The organism is Campylobacter sp. 1569, from assembly GCF_024723675.1.
In the GTDB taxonomy this organism is placed as follows: domain Bacteria; phylum Campylobacterota; class Campylobacteria; order Campylobacterales; family Campylobacteraceae; genus Campylobacter_D; species Campylobacter_D jejuni_C.
Genome location: NZ_JANQDB010000007.1, coordinates 14441 through 33032 on the forward strand (window position 1 = coordinate 14441; position 18592 = coordinate 33032).

Here is an 18592-nt window from a genome sequence, read left to right on the forward strand (position 1 = left end):
CCAAAAAGGCATCAAAAAATTTAAAATACTATTGTTTTATTTTCGTGTATAAAAATCCTATCATCAAACACCAAATCCAAAGCCTTAGAAAAAACATTTTTTTCCACATTACGTCCTGCTTGTTGCATAGCCTGCCAAGAATATTCATGAGTAACCGGTATAACATCTTGAGTAATAATTGGCCCCTCATCTAAGTTATTATTTACAAAATGTGCTGTTGCACCTATAATTTTAACTCCTCTTTCATAAGCTTGCTTATAAGGATTAGCTCCTATAAATGCAGGTAAAAAAGAATGGTGGATATTAATAATCTTTCCTTCAAAATACTCCACAAAAGATGGAGATAATATTCTCATATATTTTGCTAAAACAATATAATCAAACTCATATTGTTTTAAACACTCTAGTAATTTTTTTTCATGCTCTTGTCTACTTAAGTCCTGTGCTAAAATAGTATGAAAAGGTATGTTAAATTTATCCACCAAAGGTTTTAATATCTCATAATTTGCAATAACTGCCTTAATATTTGCATTAAATTCCCCACTAAATTGGCGGATAAGTAATTCGCCTAAACAATGAGTTTCTTTGGTAGCTAAAACAATAATATCTTTTTTTCTCTTTGGTGTAATTTCAATTTGCGCATTATCAGGAAGCATGGCCTCAAGCGTTCCTTTAAAAGCTTTTATATCAAGCTCACCTTCTAAATGCGCCCTAAAGAAAAAACGATTTTCTCCAACAAATTCATCATTTTTTATAATATTGATTCTATATTTAAAAATAACATCTGAAATTCTATAAATCAATCCTTTTTCATCGCTACTTGAAATTTTTAAAATATATTCATTCATTTTTGCTCCTTTATATAGTTTTTTAATTCTTGTAATCTTCTTTTTTCAAGCTCAATCCCAAGCTCTTTCCCACTAAAGCCTTCCTTTAGTAAATCATTAGCACCAATTTTACTTTCAAAAGTATGATGATATAAATTTAATTTCTTTGCTTGTGCTATACGCTCATTATCCCAAAGCCCAAGCCATTTACAAAGTGGCATTTTCAAAGCAATTTTAGCTAAATTAAAATCATCAATTTTACCTAAAATAAATTCTTGTTCACATTTTTTTAATAGTTCTTTTTTTAATTTTGTTTTTTTAAAAAAAATCTCTTTATTGATATGAAAAAAATTCAAATACAAATATAAATACAAAGCCTCATCATAAATCAATTTTTGACTATGCTCTAATAACCTTTCAAATTCTTCATTACAGCTTTGATAAAAAAATATTTTTTCTTCTAAATTTAAAATTTTGAAATACTCATAAGCTTTATTTAGTCTTGAAGTTCTAAAAATTTTATAAAGTTCATTATTAATACGCTCTTTAGATAAATCGCCTATATCCATAGTTTGCATTAATTTTAAACTTTCTTTTGTAATTGTTAAATCAAACCTGCACGCAAAAGAAATTCCACGAAGCACCCTTAAACTATCTTCAATAAAACTTTTATCATCAATATGCCTTATAATCTTTGCTTGCAAATCTTGCAAACCATTAAAAAAATCTAAAAATTCAAAATCAAAAATATTTACCATCAATGCATTAATAGTAAAATCCCTTCTTTTAGCACCTTCTTGCTCATCATTGCAAACTTTAACCTCAAAACCTCTATGGCCTGTAGAAATTTTATTTTCATAACGCGCTAGAGCTAAATCAAATTTTTTGTATTTATATACAAAAAAACTTTTTCCCACTCCATTTGCACCAAGTTTTTGCATAAGCTCATCAAAAAGCTTAGGCTTAATATCATAAATTTCTATATCATAATCATCGCTAGATAAATCTAAAAAAGAATTCCTTACACAACCGCCTACTAGATAAGCTCTTTGCGTGTAAGGTTTAAGCATATTTTTAATACTTAAAAAATCTTGATTATTTTTTAAGTCTATCTTCAATCTTTGCAAGTAAAAACTCTAAAAAGGTAATGGTCATATCTAGTCTTTTTTCTATATGCTCATCTTTAGTATTTTTCAATCCTTCAAATAAAACCAAAATACGCTCTCTAAGATTTTTTAAGAAAAATTCTTCATTGTTTATAATACTTTCTTCTTTTTCTTCTAAAGCTTCAACCTTAATAGCGACATTTTGCTTATCATCTTTTACTTTTACTTCTAAATCATCTAATTCTTGAATTAGCTCTTGCGCAACCTTGCTAATTTCTTCTTTGATTTTTTTCTCTTGAGCATCAACGCTTTTTTCCTGGGTAATTTCTTCTACCATAGGAGCAAATTCATCATTTTTACTTTTTTTGTTATCTAATTCTGAATTAACTTCACTTATGGCCATTTTTGCTAAATCTTCTATATTCATAGTTTTATTAACCACCTTTTAAATTCATTAACTTCTTCTTCGCTTTTCATATTAACAAAAAAATCAAGCATATCATAATTTAAATCTTCATGATTAGAACGCAAACCACTTAAACGCCTTATAGCATCAATGGCATTTTTATTTTGCGGATCTTGTTTTAATATATTTTTATAAATCTCCAAAGCTTCATCTTTTAAACCTTGTGCCTCATAAATAGAAGCTTCTGTTACTGTATATCGCATTATTAACTCACAAAAAATAAAATGTCAAAATTCTAACAAAAAAGACTTTAATTTATTTTAATTTTTACTTAATCACAGGAGCTTTATATGCTAAAAATACAAAAATATTAAGTATTATAGCTACTGTAATAAGCATGGTAAAGCCTAAAGTAAAATTTCCAAAGCTATCATGGAGCATACCTATAATCCAAGGTGCTTGAGCTGCTATTAAATACCCTATGCCTTGTGACATAGCAGAAAGTTTAGCTGCTATAAAAGAATTTGAACTTTTTATGGCAATAAATAATAATGAAATTGTAAAAACTCCACTAGATGCAAAACCTAAAAAAATAGCCGCTAACAATAACACTAATTTTACATCACAAAAAAACACCAAGATAAAACTTAAAACATACAAAAATCCTAACAGCACAATAACAAAACCCTTAGCATGAACTCTTAGTTTTCCTAAAACAATAGGCAATAAAAATGCCACAGGCATACCTATGATTTGAGAAAGCAATAAAACATTAGAACCAAAATCAATTCCAAAACCTTTTTCACTTATCATCACACTAAGCCAAGCAAAAAGACTATAAGATAAAAAACTTTGTAGTCCCATTACAATAGTAACTTTCCAAGCTGTTAAATTTAAAAAAAGATTTATTTTATTGATATTTTTCTTTTTAGGACGCAATAATCTTTTATTTTTTAAATGCGGAAAATAAAAAATCAAAGCAATCAAAGCTAATACAACCCAAAAAAACATAGCTTGAGGCACTTCAAAAATTTTAAGCAAAGGAAGTGATAAAGCCACTCCAGCAATTGAAGATAAACCTATAATTGATCCATATAAACCCATTATTTTATAAGCGTTTTTTGCAAATTTTTCTTTTATAAAAGAAGGTAATAAAACATTAGCTATTGCAATGCTTGCTCCGATTAGAAAAACTCCAGAAAATAAACCTATATTACCCCCATAACTTCTAATAAACTCTCCAAAAACAATCAAAATTAAGGCAAAAAACAAAGCTTTAATTTGCGAAAAATACGCTACAAAAAACGATATAAGACCAAAAGCTATTAAAGGTAAGGTTGTTAGCATACCTGCTAAAGTGGAGTTGATATTGTAATATTCTTGGATATATTCTATCATAGGACCTATGGAAGTTATAGGTGCTCTTAAATTTAAAGCAAGGGTAATTACAACTAAAATATTAATCCAAAAGAATTTTTTATATGAAATTTGTGTATGCATGATTATTTTTGATTTAATATATTTTCAAGATATCTTTGTTTATCAGAATCGGTGTTTTTTTGCACTACTTGTTTTTTTTCTTTTACAACTTCATTCTCTTTGGAAAAATAAAAGTGATCAATGATAAAAATAGAAGAAATAATCACAATTAAAGGTATTAAAAAAATCATAATCAATACTTTCTAAAAATATTGCCATAGTATTCTATATTATCTTTTTTTAAATTCTCATCAAAAGTATTTGCTTCAAAATTTGCTTTTAAAATTTTTTCTCTCTCTTCATCTAAATCCTGATAAGAAAAAACCATATTAATACTCACTACCCCATCAAGCTGTTCTAATTGTTTATATGCTTTTAACTCATCATCTAAATTTTCACTTTCTATTACTACTATAATTTTTTCATCCTGAGCTAATTCCACGCTACAACAAGGTGTTTGTTGAATTTGCTTTTTGAGTTTTTCTAATTTTTCTTCTTTAGTTAAAATCAACACACTAGAAAGATTCATCTATACTCCAAAATATAATTTTGTTTTCATAACCTGCACTAATAAACTCATGCTCGTTTAAAAATATAAGATATTCTAGCAAAAAATCTTTATTTTGGAATTTTTTTATTGTTTTTAAATTTTTAATATCTATAAGTTCTATGATATTTTTTTCATTATCTCCAAAAACTGCTATCGATCCATCTTTATTTAAAGCACAAGTATAAATCAAAAAATCTCTTTCTATATTTTTTTCTTGATCATTTTGCACTATACCTAATTTTCTATCAGTACTACAGCTTACAATAACTGTGTTTTTAAAATCAAGTTGATAGATATTATCCTTATGAATGCTCTTATAATTTTTTATTTTTTGCCACTTTTTCACATCAAAAAGTATTATTTCGCCACTTTCAAAACCTGCCACTAATTGAGTTTTAGTTTCATTTAAAACCACATCACTTAAGCTTGAACTAGAAAAAGTAAAATTTTTTACAACACTTTTTGTTTTTAGATCAAAAAGCTCTATATTAGAACCTAGCAAGGCTAATAAAATAGTATTATCATCTAAAAACAAAGCCTTTTTCACCCCATCATTAGCTAAATCATAGCTTAAAAGTTGTTTATTTTTATAAACATGTAATTTTTTGCTTCCAAAATCACCTTCACTTAAAATCAAAATAGCCCCATTTAAGTAATCAATACTATAAATTCTAGGGCTAAGATTTTCTTCATAAAAATTTTTAATCTTATCCAGCTGAGTGATTTTTTGCATTTTTTTATCTTTAATAAAGTATTGATTTATTTCTCCATTATCAAATCCTATAAACAAACTATCATCAACAATTTTCAAAGCATTTAAATTTGAATCAAGTTTAAGCTCATAGCTAAATGCATATATACTCATTAGTAAGATTAAAAATATTTTTTTCATGATTTTATTTCACACCTTCATTTAAAACATCTAAGAAATTAGACTTTTTCTTTGATTCCTCGCTTTTAAATTTAGCTTCAAAGCTATTTCCCACTAAAGGTTTAGCATCACTTTGTGGCACATGGCATTGCGTACAATTAAATCTTGCATCACTTACCATATCTTTAGTAGATTTATTTTTTCTTAAATCAAAATAATGGCTGCTTGGAAGTGCTGTCGCAGCTAAGTCTTTTGCTACTGCTTTATCATGGCAACTTAAGCAAATATTATTATCTTTAGTAATTGGAAGCATATCCTCTAAAGTGTGTGGAATCAATGGTGGAGCATTTTCAAATGATCTCTCAATCAAAACAGATTCACCAGCCAAAGTTTGAGAGTATTTAGCATCCAACAACTCTACATTTTCACTTTCCAAACTTGTTTTTCTTAAACCTATATCTTTTGAATCAACACTTTTAACAGCAAGCCCGCAAGCACTTATTAAAACAGCTGCTGCTAAGGATAAAAAGATTTTATTTTTCATTTTCTCTCCTTAAATTTATTATACTAAAACCTAAAGCATCATCACCGCAAACATCAATACATTTTCCACATCTTATACACTCACCTGATTTTACATCTTGATTTTCTTTACCTACCATCCAAAGTACTTGCTTTTCAGGACATACCCCAAGGCATTTGTAACACTTAGTGCATTTTTGCAAGTTATATCTTACTTTTAGTAATGAAAAATGCGAGCTTAAAGCCCAAAAAGCTCCTAAAGGACAAAAATGTGAACAAGTAAATCTTGGACTAAAAAATGTATCTATACAAAAAATAATCAAAGCTACAAAAAGCCAAGAAATACCACCAAAAATAATCCCTCTTTGGATTATTCCTATATAAGAAAATTCCTCAAAAACAGGAAAAGAAAAAAGAAAGGAAAAAATCAAAACAAAAGCTAAAACATAATAACGTAAATTTTTATTTACATTAAAAACTCTTGCTTGATTAAAACCTAATTTATTTCTAATAAAATAGGCAAAATCAGTAATGATATTCACAGGACAAACCCAAGCACAAAACGCCCTTCCGGCAAAAATAGCATAAAATAAAAATACTATCAAAGCACCACTTAAAGCCATTAAATCTACTTGCAAACTTGCTAAAGCAAGTTGAATAAACGCAAAAGGATCACTTAGCGGCACCGAAGAAAATAAAACCGAAGAGCTTAAATTTCCTTTTAATATAAAATTAAATACACCAAAAGAAAAAAAAGTCAAAATAGACAATTGCACTATTCTTCTTAAAATAAGATATTTCATAGCAATTCTCCATCATTAAGATAATCTTTAGCCTTGTTTTTATTGAAATTTTTATCCGTATTTACATCTTGTAAACGCTTTTCATCTTTTTCATCCCAACCTTTGATGTAATTATCTCCAGCTTTTCCTAAAACAAATTCTCTAGGTAAAACTCTAATAGCTGCTTTTTGCGTTATACAGGCTTTTTCACAAATCCCACATCCAACACATACTTCATGATCTACCACAGGTAGTAAAAATGCATGCTTTGCGGTTCTTTCATTACGTTTTGTTTCAAGTTTTAATGCTTTATCTATTAAAGGACAAGCCCTATAGCAAGCATCACATTGAATTCCCCAATAAGCAACACAACTTGCACTATCAATTATAGCTATACCCATTTTTGTTTTATAAATTCCATCTTGTTGCTCTAGATATTTATGATCTAGTGCATTTGTAGGACAATCTCTTATACAAGGTATATCCTCACATAATCTACAAGGATTTTCTCTTGCTACAAAAAAAGGTGTGCCATTTTTAGCACTATTTTCTAAATTTGCTAGCTTCAAAACATCATAAGGACAAGCTTTTACACAAAGTCCACATCGTATGCATTTTGACAAAAACTCTTTTTCATCATCTGCTCCAGGAGGTCTTAAAAAATACTCCTGATTTGAGCTAAATGCTAAACTTGCTAAAAATGCACTTCCGCTTCCTATACATAAAAGCTTAAAGGTAAAGGCCAAAAATTCTCTTCTATTTTTCATTTTTATGCTTTAGTAATTTTTACGGCACATTTTTTGAAATCTGTTTGATTAGACAATGGACAAGTTGCATCTAATGTAACTTTGTTTATATATACATTCTCATCAAACCAAGGCACATACACAAGGCCTTTAGAAGGTTTATTTCTACCACGAAAATCTACTCTAGCTTTTACTTTACCACGGCGTGACTCTACCCATACGATGTCGCCTTGATTGATTTTCATAGCCTTAGCATCATCTTCATTCATATAGCAAAGTGCTTCAGGTACCGCACGGAAAAGCTCAGGAACTCTCATAGTCATAGTTCCACTATGCCAATGCTCTAAAACCCTACCAGTGCATAACCAGAATGGATATTCTTTGCTTGGTCTTTCAGGTGCTTTCATAAATGGTCTAAAGAAAATTTTTACCTTATTTTTTAAACTATATTTTTCTTTAGTTTGTGGAGCTAGTAAATCTCCTTTTGGTAATTCTTTAGCAAAATCTCCATAAAATGCAAAGTCTGAATTTGGAGCAGCTTTTTTAGCATAATAATCAAATTTAGTATTAAATCTCCATTGAGTTTCCTTACCATTTACCACAGGCCATCTTAAACCTCTTACTTTATGGTAAGTATCAAAATCAGCTAAATCATGTCCATGACCTAAACCAAATTTACGGTATTCTTCCCATAGATATTTTTGTACAAAAAATCCATATCCATTAAATTCTTTACCATCACTACCTATAACTTTTCTCTCATCGCCAAATACTTCAGAATTATCAAATCCTTTTGTAATATTATCTTTAGCTTTGAAAGATTTTGCTTCTTTGTTTGCAAATAATACATCATATAAAGTATCATCTTCGCTATAACCCATAGCTTTGGCTTCTTCTAAAACACTTGGCAGAGTAAGTTTATCATTTACCTTAGTTTCACCCCAAACTTCTTTTAATTTAAAGCGTTTTGCAAATTCCATAATTTGCCAAGTATCACTCATAGCCTCACCTACGGGTAAAACTTGTTGCTTCCAGTGTTGAGTTCTTCTTTCAGCATTACCATAAGCACCCCATTTTTCATAAATCATAGCACTTGGTAAAATTAAATCTGCCACCTTAGCACTAATTCCTGGGTAACAATCACTCACAACGATAAAATTATCCATTTCTCTAGCTGCTGCTATCCAGTGATTTGCATTAGCTGTATTTTGCCAAGGATTATTTACTTGCACCCAAGCAAATTTGATATTTCCATCTTCTAAATCCCTCATGATTTTTAAGTATGGAGCACCTGGTTTTGGATTGATTGTTTTTGCCGGAACTTTCCAAATTTTTTCACTAATTTCTCTGTGTTTAGGATTTGCAACAACCATATCAGCAGGCAAACGGTGTGAAAAAGTCCCTACTTCTCTTGCAGTTCCACAAGCACTTGGTTGTCCTGTTAATGAAAACGCACCATTTCCTGGTTTTGCTTGTTTACCAAGTAAAAAATGTACCATATAAGCTTGCTCGTTCACCCAAGTACCTCTTGTGTGTTGATTAAAGCCCATAGTCCAAAAACTTACAACTTTTCTATTTTTTTCTATATATAAATTTGCTAATTCTTGAAGTTTTTTCTTAAATTCTTCTATACTTTCATCTTCATTACCCTTAGCAACTTTAGCAACATAATCAAGCGTATAAGGTTCTAAAGCTTTTTTGAAATCTTCAAATGAAATTTCCCAATGCGCATCAGGAGTACTTTGGTGTTTCATTTCGAATTTATCGCCTGCTTTTACCCCCAAATAAGCCAAAGATACCGCTTCTTCTTCATCTACAATAATAGCATTTTGTTTTGCTACAGTATCTTTTTCACTTGCTTTAAATTTAGGATGGTTTGGATTATTTCTCATTCCATAACCAATATCAGCATAACCTGTTGTAAAAATACAATGTTTTTCAATAAATTCTTTATCCATAGCTTCAGGATGATTATAAACAATCTCTCTAGCGATATAATTCCAAATAGCTAAATCAGTATTTGGTTTGAAAATGATTTCAGTATCTGCTATATGAGAAGTTCTATTAGAAAAAGTAGATAAATTTATGATTTTAACTTTATCTAAATTGCTTAATTTTCTATCACTTACCCTTGACCATAAAATTGGATGCATTTCTGCCATATTTGCACCCCAAGTAATAATAGTATCAGTAAGCTCTATATCATCATAACAACCAGAAGGCTCATCAACCCCAAAAGTTTGCATAAAACCAACAACGGCACTAGCCATACAATGGCGTGCATTTGGGTCTATATTATTTGATCTAAAACCAGCTTTTACTAATTTTGCAGCAGCATATCCTTCTTGTATAGTGTATTGACCACTTGCAAAAATTCCAATTCCCTCAACACCTTTTTCTTTGTAAGCTTTTTTAAATTGTTTTTCCATTTCATCAAAAGCTCTTTGCCAAGAAACTTGTTGGAATTTTCCTTTTTTATCAAACTCACCTTTTGCATTTACGCGAAGCAAAGGTGTTACTAAACGATCTTCTCCATACATAATTTTTGCATTAAAATAACCTTTAATACAATTTAACCCACGATTTACTGGAGCTGCTGGATCTCCTTTTACAGCAACAATTTTACCATCTAAACTTGCAACTAAAATTCCACAGCCTGTACCACAAAATCTACAAACAGCCTTATCCCAACGCCATTTATTCTCAGTATTTGCAAGTACACTACTTGGAACACTAAGACCTGCAACACCACAAGCACTAGCAATAGCGGTATTTTTAATGAAGTCTCTTCTGTTCATTATATCCCTCGTTATTGTTTATTTATGTATAAAATAAAAATACATAGATACAATATTACTATGATTAGTTTTAAATATAAATTATAAAAAGGAATATTTTAAAAGTATTTATAAATTGGAGTTTTTTAGTGTTTTTTAAAAATTACTGCATATTATAAAACGCTAGTTAATTCTAGCGTTTTAATTGATTTACAATACCAAGCATATCATCACTTGTAGTGATTGCTTTTGAACCAGCTTCATAAGCTCTTTGTCCTGTAATAAGATCTGTCATTTCTTCTACAAGTTGAACATTACTAAGCTCTACAAAACCATGTTTGATTACAGAAAATCCATTCTCACCTGCTATACCTGCAATCGGCGCGCCACTTGCATCTGTTTCTACCAAAAGATTATCTCCTAAAGCATGTAAACCTGCAGGGTTAATAAAATTAACAAGCTCAATTTGACCTATTTGAGTTTCTGCTGTATTTCCTGGTTGCATTACTGAAACCGTTCCATCGCTTGCTACGTTAATAGCTGTAGCATCTTCAGGTATAGTCATTTCTGGTAAAAGTCTATAGCCATCTGAATTCACTATATTTCCTTCAGCATCTTTGGTAAATTGACCATTTCTAGTATAAGCTATAGTTCCATCAGGCATTTGAATTTGGAAAAATCCATTATTACCAGCAATTGCCATATCAAGACCTGAAGTTGAAGTTTGTTTTAAACTACCTTCGCTAAAAATTTTACTAACAGCTGTCACTCTTGAGCCAAGACCTACTTCTATACCGCTTGGGTGTTTTGTAGTACTTGAGGTTGAAGTACCTGCATACTTCATTGTTTGATACATTAAATCTGCAAATTCTACACGCGATTTTTTATAACCTACTGTATTAACATTTGAAATATTATTTGATGTTACATCAATTTGTGTTTGTTGTGATACCATCCCTGATGCTGCTGTGTATAATGATCTTAACATTTTATCTATCCTTAGTTTTATTTAGTACTTGCTAATTTATTAATAGCTTCTTGATTTAAATCATCCATATGAGATGTCATAACTTTTTGATACATCTCAACCATTCTATTTGCTTCGATTAATCCTACCATTTCTGTAACTGGATTAACATTTGATCCTTGAGTAAAACCCTGCTTTATGGCATTTGAATTTGGCAAATCTCTGATTTTGTTTAAATCATCGATTTTATACATATTATCGCCATCTTTTTGTAAATCTCTTAAATCATCAACTTGTGCGACGAATAATCTTGCTATATCTTGATTAGATGCACTAATGATTCCATTTTTATCCACATTAATAAAAGAAGTAGAATCTCCTATGCGTATGCCATCATTTTCAGGATTATTAAAATAATCACTACTTAAAACTCTATATCCTTGACGATTGACTAAATAACCCTCATCATCAAGCTGGAAATTTCCATCTTGGCTTAATCTTACTTCACCATTATTTGTTTTAATTAAATAAAAAGTATCTTCACGAGTAAGAGCTAAATCCAAAGGATTATGTGTCATTTTCATAGAGCCTACGCTAAAATTTGTATAGACATGATTAACCTGCGGAACTCTATCTATAGTTGTGTTTACAAATCTTGCAGCATCTCTTGTGTGATTTTGTATAGGCAACTCATCTTGAGTTTCTTTAAAAATCCTTTTAAAATCTGCAATAACAACATTATCTCTTTTATAGCCACTTGTATTTACATTTGCTAGGTTGTTAGTTACAACATCTAAGCGATTAAACTGCGTAACCATAGCACCAGTGGCTTGATAATACCCATTTTGCATTGTTTTTCCTAACTAAAATCTTAATTTTTCACTAACAAAGCAAAAGATGTTCCAAAATGTTTTTATTTGTTTTTAATTAATCTTTAGGCATAATATTTGGTTTTACACTCATTACTTAAATACAAGGGGTATCCATGGCTAATGAAACCAATGTTTTAGAAGAACTTTTCAAAGAAAATTCCAAAGATTATATCACATATGAAAAACTTGTCAAGTATTTTGCAAAGCTTCCAAATGCAACAAGTGCAAAAAAAATCCGTGATTTAATGGATAAATACAAAGTAGAATTAATTTCTTCAGCCGAAATTGCCAAAAAAAGAAATTTAGAAGAAGCAAAAAAACTACAAGAAGAAAAACAAAAATTACAAGATACAAGTTTAGAAAATGAATTTGATTTAGCCAATGAAAATGATTTACTTGAATGGAGTAGATCAGACTCTCCTGTAAGAATGTATTTAAGAGAAATGGGGCAAATTGCACTTTTAAATAAAGATGAAGAAATTGAAATTTCTAAAAAAATTGAACTAGGTGAAGATATTATCATCGATGCTTTTTGTTCAGTGCCTTATTTGATTGATTTTATACTTGATTATAAAGAACCTTTAATCAATAGAGAAAGAAGAGTAAAAGAACTATTTAAAAGCTTTGAAGATGATGATAAAAGTGATGATGATAAAAGTGATGATGAAATAGACTCTGAAGAAGAGAATGAAAACGAAGAGAATGAAAACTCAAGCGAAAAAAAACCTAAAAAAACAAGCAAAAAAGAAGATGAAAGAACCTTAAAAGTCATAGAAAGCTTTAAAGCTTTAGAAAAAGCAAAAAAAGAATGGTTAAAAACCATATCTACTATTAATGCAGAAAAAAATGATGATGAATTATTAGATAAACTCATAATTGCTTTTAAAAAAAATATACTAAAAGAAAAACTAATGGATCTAGGTCCAACCTCAAAACTCATCTCTGAAATCGTAAAATCCATGGAAACAGCTTTAAAAAGTGATGAGGAATTTGATAAAGAATTAAAACGCTTAGAATACCGTTTACCAATGTTTTCAGAAGAACTAAAACAAAGACACCAAGATATTTTAAAAGATATTACCAAACTTAGTAAAGAAGAAATTGCCGAACGCGCCCTAGAAACTACCATGGTAAGCACTTATATGGAGATAAAAAAACTCATTCAAACCAAAGAAGCTAGCCAAAATTCTTTTGATTTAGAAAAAGATCAATTAAAAGAAATTCTAGAGCAAATCAAACGTGGTAAAAAAATATCTGATGAGGCTAAAACTAGAATGGCAAAATCAAATTTACGCTTAGTTGTAAGTATTGCTAAAAGATATACTAACCGCGGATTACCATTTTTAGATTTAATCCAAGAAGGTAACATAGGTTTAATGAAGGCAGTAGATAAATTTGAATATAAACGCGGTTATAAGTTTTCAACCTATGCAACTTGGTGGATTAGACAAGCTATTTCAAGAGCAATTGCTGATCAAGCAAGAACAATTAGAATTCCTATCCACATGATAGAAACCATCAATCAAATCAATAAAATCATTCGTGAATATTTACAAAAAGAAGGTAAAGAGCCTGATGTAAGCATTATTGCTAAAGAAGTAGGACTGAGCGTAGATAAAGTAAAACAAGTGATTAAAATCACTAAAGAGCCAATTTCTCTAGAAGCACCTATTAGCAATGAAGATGATGGTAAATTTGGAGATTTTGTAGAAGATAGAACTTCAATTTCTCCTATGGATCACATCTTAAAAGATGATTTAAAAGAGCAAATTGATGAAGTTTTAGATCAGCTTAATGATAGAGAAAAAGCTGTTATTAGAATGCGTTTTGGTCTGATGGATGATGAGAGTGATAGAACCTTAGAAGAAATCGGTAAAGAATTAAATGTTACAAGAGAAAGAGTGAGACAAATAGAAAGCTCAGCTATAAAAAAACTCAAACATCCAAAAGTTGGTAGAAAACTTAAAAATTACATAGAAGGTTGGAAATAATCCTTGCTAAAAAGCAAGGATTAGCTATCCCTAAAAAGCTTCGTTGCTAAGTGTGTTGCTCTGCTATGATCGGTATCTTTTTTCAAGGTATTAAAAATTCTACTAATATATTCTTCTAAGATTTGCTGAGAATTATTAATTTTTTCTGCCTCATTTAAAGCAATCTTACGATATCTTCCTTCGCTATCTAACTCATAAGCTAAATCATTATCGCTTAATTGTAGTTTTAAAATTTGAGCTAATTTTGCACGTGAATGCTCATCAAAAATAGGAGTCATTAATTCTAGTCTTCTTTCTAAATTTCTTGGCATCCAATCAGCACTTGAAATAAAATAATTTGGCTCGGTGTGTTTGAAGTATAAAATTCTAGCATGCTCTAAATATTTTCCCACTATACTTCTAACTTTTATATTTTCACTATACCCTTTTACTCCAGGTCTTAAACAACAAATTCCTCGCACAATAAGATCTATTCTAACACCTTTATTTGAAGCCTCATATAAAGCCTTAATCACATCACCATCTACTAAAGCATTCATTTTAGCTATGATTACTCCATCTTTTCCATGACTTGCTTCAGTAGCTATCATATCTAAAATTCTTTCTTTGATTTGCTTTGGACTCATTGATAAAGTCTTTAAACGACGACTTTTGCTATATCCTGAAAGTATATGAAAAAAGGTCGTGGTATCTTGAGAATATTCTTCTTTAGAAGTAAAATAACTTACATCAGTATAAATTTTAGCTGAACTTGCATTATAATTACCCGTACTTAAGTGGTTATAAATTTTTAATTTTTCCCCTTCTTTTCTAATCACTTGAGCCACTTTTGCATGCACTTTAAAACCTGTAATTCCATATATTACATGAGCCCCTGCATTTTCTAATGATTTTGCCCAATGTAAGTTATTTTCCTCATCAAAACGCGCCTTTAACTCTACCATTACAGTCACTTGCTTGCCATCACTTGCTGCATCAATTAAAGCTTGGACTATATTTGAATTTTTCTCTACCCTATAAAGAGTCATTCTTATAGACACAACCTTAGGATCTTTGCTTGCCTCTTTGATAAACTGATACACAGGCTCAAAACTTTCATAAGGCTGTATAGCTAATATATCTTGTTTATCTATTGCACTAAAAATGGATACATTATCTCCAAAAGGTGGTAAAATTTTTGGTGTATACATAGGATTTAACAAATGCGTAAATTCTTTATTAGAAATGATTTGCCACAATGATGGCAAATTTAAAAGTATACTGTATTCATAAATGTCTTTATGAAAAATATTCATGTGAGAGCTTAAAAATTCAATCAACTGCTCATCTGCACCCTTTTCTATTTGCAAGCGTATAAAAGCACCTTTTCTACGAAGTTTTAAACCCTGCTCTAAAATCAACATAAAATCATCAGCTTCTTCTTCTTCTATCTCCATATCTGCATTTCTAGTTACTCTAAAAGCAGCAGATGATAAAAGTTTATAACCAGGAAAAATATGCTCAGTATGATGACGCACTATGCTTTCTATAGGCACATAAATATTCGAACTTACTTGGTAAAATCTTGGTAAAACCCTAGGTATACGTATCATGCCAAATTTTAAAAGTTCAGGATGCATAGGATCACAAAGCTTTACCGCCAAAGAAAACGAAAGATTATTTAAATGCGGAAAAGGATGAGTTGCATCAACTGCAATAGGCACTATCACAGGAAAAATGTTAGAAAAAAAATGCTCATTACATTGCTGTTTTAAATCCTCATCAAGTTCTTCATATGAGCGAATAAATAAATTTTCTTTTTCTAAATCTTGGGTAATTTTAGTAAAGTATTGCTCTACTACATATTTTTCTTCATGTAAATAATTTCTAATGGCTTTAAGCTGTGCAAGTGGCGTCATTTCATCATTACTTGCTGTGCTTATCCCTGCTACAAAAAGCTGTTTTAATCCTGCCACTCTTATCATATAAAACTCATCTAAATTTGTACAATATATAGCAATAAATTTAAGTTTTTCAAGTAAGGGAAGATCTTTAGAACATTGATCCAAAACACGGGAATTAAATCCAAGCCAAGAAAGCTCTCTATTAATATACATTGATGGTTGAATTTGCATAATACACCTACCTTATTTTCTAGTATTTAATATTTTAGTATTTCTTTTATTAAAATTTATTTTATTTTTATAATAGTAAATAAAATCATATAAAAAAATAATACTTTTTTTCTCTTATTAAAAAAATAATTAATAATTAATAAATATATATTTACTTTTAAAAATTTATAGTGTTATATAATTGCACACAAGTTCTTGTAACTTAAACTTCATTCAAAGGAGAGACTTTGAAAAAAGCAAACTCAAAACTTTTTGCTGTTTTCCTCTTCTTACTTGTAATTTTAGCAGGTGTGGGAATGTATACTTTCCATAATGCTAAAGGCACTTCTTATTTTAGTGATGCCAGTGAAAGCTGTAATAATTGTCACATTATGAACGAAGTTTATAATGATTATTTAAAAGCTTCACACTCTAAAGAAGTTGATGGTAAACCAAGAGCAACCTGTAATGATTGCCATTTACCACATAGCTTTTTTGAAAAATGGATTGCTAAAGCTCAAAGTGGCTTAGGACATGCTTATGCATTTACTTTCAAACTTGATTCTTTGCCTACGCATTTGAGTGCAAATGCAAAAAGTAAAGAAATAGTCCAAAATAACTGTATAGAATGTCACAAAGAAATTGCGAGTAACACTATCAACCCTACTCTAGATCCACATAAAGATAATGCTTTAAGTTGTGTGTCTTGTCATCAAGGTGTTGGCCATAAGAGAGGATTTTAAATGAAAGGAGTATTTAATGAATAACAAAGGCATTTTATATAGTGCTATTAGTGCTACTATAGTAGCTATTGCAGGCGTATTGTGGTTAAATCAAGATATCACAGCCAAAACAAACGATTCAGTAGGTGGGATCATCTCTCAAGAAATCGTAAAACTTGGTGATGAAAATCCTACTTTTGATTATTGGGGAAAGAATTTTCCTGATTATTTAGATATGCACACAACAGTGGAAAAACAAGCACCTAATGCAACAGAATTTGGCGGGAATTTAGCTTATTCAAAACTAATTCGCTATCCACAATTAACTGTTCTTTGGGCGGGTTATCCATTCAGTATTGATGCCAATGAAGAAAGAGGTCACTTTTGGGTTCAAGTAGATCAAATGGATACAGCTAGAAACAATAAAGATTTCTTGAACGCACACGGTTTTGCAGGATTTGGTGGCCAACCAACAGCTTGTATGAATTGTCATAGCGGATGGACCCCTTGGCTTTTAAACAACACTGCAAAAGGTGATTGGGTTGCATTTAACTCTGCAAAATATTGGACTATGATTAAAACAGTTCCTGCAGTAAATGGAGCTAAAGAAAACTCACCTGAGCACAGTGGACCTCATGGTGGAAAAAGAATGGGTGTAACATGTGCAGATTGCCATAATCCAACAGATATGAGTTTAAGACTTACAAGACCAGCTTTAATCAAAGCATTAATTTCAAGAGGTTATGAAGCAGATGAAAAACAAGGAATTAAAGCTTCAAGAAGCGAAATGAGAACCTTAGTATGCTCTCAATGTCACGTTGAATACTACTTCAAACCAACAGGTACCAAAGTAAAAACTATCGGAGAAAGTATAGCTAATGATAGTTCTAAAAAATGGTGGAATGGTACTCAAAAAACTTACGATGAGTTTGATTCTTGGAGAGATGGTAATAAGCCAGTTGAAATCGAAGTTGATGGTATAGAACTAGCATTTCCTTGGAGTGAGTGGAAAAAAGGTGAACCATTTAGAATAGAAATGTTTGATGATTATTATGAAAAAAATAGAGAAAATTTTCCAAGCGATTGGGTTCATAAAATCACCAAAGCACCTATGCTAAAAATTCAACATCCAGAAAGCGAACTTTATAGTGGTGGAGTACATGCTGCAAATGGTGTAAGTTGTGCAGATTGTCATATGCCTTATATTAGAAAAGGTGCAAAAAAAGTTACTAACCACAATATCACTTCACCTTTAGTTGATATCAACTCAGCTTGTAAAACTTGTCACACTCAAAGCGAAAGCTATTTAGCAAAACAAGTAAAAGACATTCAAAATTCAGTAGCCCATGATTTAAGAACAGCTGAATATTCTTTAGTAAGCTTGATTAAAGATGTGGAAACTATTCGCACAGAGCTTGGAAAAATGCCAAAATTCCAAACTGATGGTAAAGCAGATGATGCTAAAATTTCAGCTGAATTAAAAGAAGTATTAGAACTTCATAGAAAATCTCAAGTAAGAGCAGACTTTGTAGGTGCTGAAAACTCAACAGGTTTCCATAATCCTAGAGAAGCTTCAAGAATGCTTTTACAATCAGTTGATATGTCAAGACAAGGACAAACTAAATTAGTAGAAATTGCGGCCAAAAATGGCATTAAAGATTTCAAAACTTCAAATTTAGGTTTTGAAGATATTCAAAAATTAAATCCAGGTGAAATTCACTATAAAGTAGATCTAAATGGCAACAAAGCAGGAGATCGCTACTACAAACATCAAGAAGTAAATGGTAATCCACCAGCAAAACTTCTTGAAGATGATAAAAATCTAAAACCTTATAATTATAAAGTAATAGATTAATCAAAATAAACCCTCATAATCGAGGG

18 protein-coding genes are annotated in these 18592 nt (G+C 30.4%); 3 read left to right on the forward strand and 15 right to left on the reverse strand.

Going from position 1 to position 18592, the window contains the following annotated elements; all coding sequences use genetic code 11:
• Positions 1-20: 20 nt before the first annotated feature.
• From purU to CAMP5060_RS04780, 14 genes are all read right to left on the reverse strand, one after another.
• Complete coding sequence (gene purU / locus CAMP5060_RS04715) at positions 21-848, reverse strand: formyltetrahydrofolate deformylase (protein ID WP_087699334.1); 828 nt, start codon at positions 846-848, stop codon at positions 21-23.
• Entirely contained in the window at positions 845-1954 is a 1110-nt protein-coding gene (locus CAMP5060_RS04720; protein ID WP_337217993.1) for a CCA tRNA nucleotidyltransferase, read from the reverse strand. Before CAMP5060_RS04720 ends, purU begins: the two co-directional genes overlap by 4 nt.
• On the reverse strand, positions 1923-2360 hold the full coding sequence (ciaD, locus tag CAMP5060_RS04725; RefSeq protein WP_214125443.1) for an effector protein CiaD: 438 nt from the start codon (positions 2358-2360) through the stop codon (positions 1923-1925). Before ciaD ends, CAMP5060_RS04720 begins: the two co-directional genes overlap by 32 nt.
• Complete coding sequence (locus CAMP5060_RS04730; RefSeq protein ID WP_087699331.1) at positions 2357-2605, reverse strand: hypothetical protein; 249 nt, start codon at positions 2603-2605, stop codon at positions 2357-2359. The genes ciaD and CAMP5060_RS04730 overlap by 4 nt, the downstream gene beginning before the upstream one ends.
• 61 nt (positions 2606-2666) lie before the next feature.
• Positions 2667-3839, reverse strand: a complete 1173-nt coding sequence (locus tag CAMP5060_RS04735) for an MFS transporter (protein WP_261529663.1) — start codon at positions 3837-3839, stop codon at positions 2667-2669.
• A 2-nt stretch (positions 3840-3841) separates the two neighbouring features.
• The gene (locus CAMP5060_RS04740; RefSeq protein ID WP_087699327.1) at positions 3842-4009 is read right to left on the reverse strand and encodes a hypothetical protein; all 168 of its coding nucleotides are present in this window, start codon (positions 4007-4009) and stop codon (positions 3842-3844) included.
• A gap of 2 nt (positions 4010-4011) precedes the next feature.
• The gene (locus CAMP5060_RS04745; RefSeq protein WP_087699325.1) at positions 4012-4347 is read right to left on the reverse strand and encodes a chaperone NapD; all 336 of its coding nucleotides are present in this window, start codon (positions 4345-4347) and stop codon (positions 4012-4014) included.
• The gene (locus CAMP5060_RS04750) at positions 4334-5260 is read right to left on the reverse strand and encodes a WD40 repeat domain-containing protein (protein ID WP_337217994.1); all 927 of its coding nucleotides are present in this window, start codon (positions 5258-5260) and stop codon (positions 4334-4336) included. The genes CAMP5060_RS04745 and CAMP5060_RS04750 overlap by 14 nt, the downstream gene beginning before the upstream one ends.
• Before the next feature lie 4 nt (positions 5261-5264).
• Entirely contained in the window at positions 5265-5783 is a 519-nt protein-coding gene (locus CAMP5060_RS04755) for a nitrate reductase cytochrome c-type subunit (protein ID WP_087699321.1), read from the reverse strand.
• Positions 5773-6564 carry a quinol dehydrogenase ferredoxin subunit NapH gene (gene napH / locus CAMP5060_RS04760; RefSeq protein WP_087699319.1) on the reverse strand — a complete coding sequence of 264 codons (792 nt, stop codon included), beginning with the start codon at positions 6562-6564 and terminating at the stop codon, positions 5773-5775. Before napH ends, CAMP5060_RS04755 begins: the two co-directional genes overlap by 11 nt.
• Positions 6561-7310 (reverse strand): ferredoxin-type protein NapG, encoded by a 750-nt coding sequence (gene napG / locus CAMP5060_RS04765; protein ID WP_087699317.1) that lies wholly within the window; start codon positions 7308-7310, stop codon positions 6561-6563. The genes napH and napG overlap by 4 nt, the downstream gene beginning before the upstream one ends.
• Before the next feature lie 2 nt (positions 7311-7312).
• Positions 7313-10087, reverse strand: a complete 2775-nt coding sequence (gene napA, locus CAMP5060_RS04770; protein WP_214135907.1) for a periplasmic nitrate reductase subunit alpha — start codon at positions 10085-10087, stop codon at positions 7313-7315.
• A gap of 172 nt (positions 10088-10259) precedes the next feature.
• The gene (gene flgG / locus CAMP5060_RS04775; protein ID WP_087699313.1) at positions 10260-11054 is read right to left on the reverse strand and encodes a flagellar basal-body rod protein FlgG; all 795 of its coding nucleotides are present in this window, start codon (positions 11052-11054) and stop codon (positions 10260-10262) included.
• A gap of 17 nt (positions 11055-11071) precedes the next feature.
• A complete protein-coding gene (locus CAMP5060_RS04780) occupies positions 11072-11884 on the reverse strand; it encodes a flagellar hook-basal body protein (RefSeq protein WP_214100325.1) in 813 nt (270 codons plus the stop codon).
• A gap of 134 nt (positions 11885-12018) precedes the next feature.
• On the opposite strand from CAMP5060_RS04780, the gene rpoD reads away from it, so the two are divergent.
• Positions 12019-13896, forward strand: coding sequence for an RNA polymerase sigma factor RpoD (rpoD, locus tag CAMP5060_RS04785; protein WP_087699309.1), 1878 nt, complete (start codon positions 12019-12021; stop codon positions 13894-13896).
• 20 nt (positions 13897-13916) lie between these two features.
• Here the strand turns inward: rpoD and CAMP5060_RS04790 are convergent, their stop codons facing one another.
• A complete protein-coding gene (locus CAMP5060_RS04790; RefSeq protein ID WP_214125439.1) occupies positions 13917-16010 on the reverse strand; it encodes an RNA degradosome polyphosphate kinase in 2094 nt (697 codons plus the stop codon).
• A gap of 227 nt (positions 16011-16237) precedes the next feature.
• Here CAMP5060_RS04790 and nrfH point away from each other — a divergent pair, with 227 nt between their 5' ends.
• Positions 16238-16732, forward strand: a complete 495-nt coding sequence (gene nrfH / locus CAMP5060_RS04795) for a cytochrome c nitrite reductase small subunit (protein ID WP_039618639.1) — start codon at positions 16238-16240, stop codon at positions 16730-16732.
• Positions 16733-16748: 16 nt separating this feature from the next.
• Complete coding sequence (locus tag CAMP5060_RS04800; RefSeq protein ID WP_214100323.1) at positions 16749-18566, forward strand: ammonia-forming cytochrome c nitrite reductase subunit c552; 1818 nt, start codon at positions 16749-16751, stop codon at positions 18564-18566.
• Positions 18567-18592 lie beyond the last annotated feature (26 nt).

Bases quoted from the DNA above. Each gene is read 5' to 3' on its own strand.
- CAMP5060_RS04740 (WP_087699327.1), bottom strand. From the start codon at position 4,009: ATGATTTTTTTAATACCTTTAATTGTGATTATTTCTTCTATTTTTATC.
- rpoD (WP_087699309.1), top strand. From the start codon at position 12,019: ATGGCTAATGAAACCAATGTTTTAGAAGAACTTTTCAAAGAAAATTCC.
- napH (WP_087699319.1), bottom strand. From the start codon at position 6,564: ATGAAATATCTTATTTTAAGAAGAATAGTGCAATTGTCTATTTTGACT.
- CAMP5060_RS04790 (WP_214125439.1), bottom strand. From the start codon at position 16,010: ATGCAAATTCAACCATCAATGTATATTAATAGAGAGCTTTCTTGGCTT.
- CAMP5060_RS04755 (WP_087699321.1), bottom strand. From the start codon at position 5,783: ATGAAAAATAAAATCTTTTTATCCTTAGCAGCAGCTGTTTTAATAAGT.
- napG (WP_087699317.1), bottom strand. From the start codon at position 7,310: ATGAAAAATAGAAGAGAATTTTTGGCCTTTACCTTTAAGCTTTTATGT.
- ciaD (WP_214125443.1), bottom strand. From the start codon at position 2,360: ATGAATATAGAAGATTTAGCAAAAATGGCCATAAGTGAAGTTAATTCA.
- purU (WP_087699334.1), bottom strand. From the start codon at position 848: ATGAATGAATATATTTTAAAAATTTCAAGTAGCGATGAAAAAGGATTG.
- napA (WP_214135907.1), bottom strand. From the start codon at position 10,087: ATGAACAGAAGAGACTTCATTAAAAATACCGCTATTGCTAGTGCTTGT.
- CAMP5060_RS04750 (WP_337217994.1), bottom strand. From the start codon at position 5,260: ATGAAAAAAATATTTTTAATCTTACTAATGAGTATATATGCATTTAGC.
- CAMP5060_RS04800 (WP_214100323.1), top strand. From the start codon at position 16,749: ATGAATAACAAAGGCATTTTATATAGTGCTATTAGTGCTACTATAGTA.
- CAMP5060_RS04780 (WP_214100325.1), bottom strand. From the start codon at position 11,884: ATGCAAAATGGGTATTATCAAGCCACTGGTGCTATGGTTACGCAGTTT.
- CAMP5060_RS04745 (WP_087699325.1), bottom strand. From the start codon at position 4,347: ATGAATCTTTCTAGTGTGTTGATTTTAACTAAAGAAGAAAAATTAGAA.
- flgG (WP_087699313.1), bottom strand. From the start codon at position 11,054: ATGTTAAGATCATTATACACAGCAGCATCAGGGATGGTATCACAACAA.
- CAMP5060_RS04735 (WP_261529663.1), bottom strand. From the start codon at position 3,839: ATGCATACACAAATTTCATATAAAAAATTCTTTTGGATTAATATTTTA.